Origin of the sequence: Paraburkholderia sp. SIMBA_053 (genome assembly GCF_046534895.1) — a bacterium.
Lineage (GTDB): Bacteria > Pseudomonadota > Gammaproteobacteria > Burkholderiales > Burkholderiaceae > Paraburkholderia > Paraburkholderia caledonica.
Genome location: NZ_JAWRXU010000613.1, coordinates 1 through 275, shown reverse-complemented (window position 1 = coordinate 275; position 275 = coordinate 1). Strand labels below are relative to the sequence as shown.

The 275-nt window shown below is 59.3% G+C and carries 1 protein-coding gene; it reads left to right on the top strand.

Going from position 1 to position 275, the window contains the following annotated elements:
- On the top strand, positions 1-275 hold a 275-nt coding region (locus tag SB753_RS37055; RefSeq protein WP_410805118.1), incomplete at both ends, for a glycosyltransferase.

Below are 275 nucleotides of genomic sequence, written 5' to 3'. Positions count from 1 at the left end.
AGCGGCGTCGATAGCGGCGGACAGAACATCTATGTCGCTCATGTCGCGCGCCAGTTGCAAAGAAGCGGTCACGATGTCGATGTATTCACTCGCCGCGATCGGGCATTGTTGCCGGTCATCTCGAACATGGATGGCGTGCGCGTTATCCACGTGCCAGCGGGGCCGCCACTGCAGCTGCCCAAAGAAGCGCTATTGCCCTACATGGGGGAATTCGCGGACTTTCTGACCGGCTTCTTTCGGCGCGAACGAACGCCGTATCACGTAATGCACGCCAA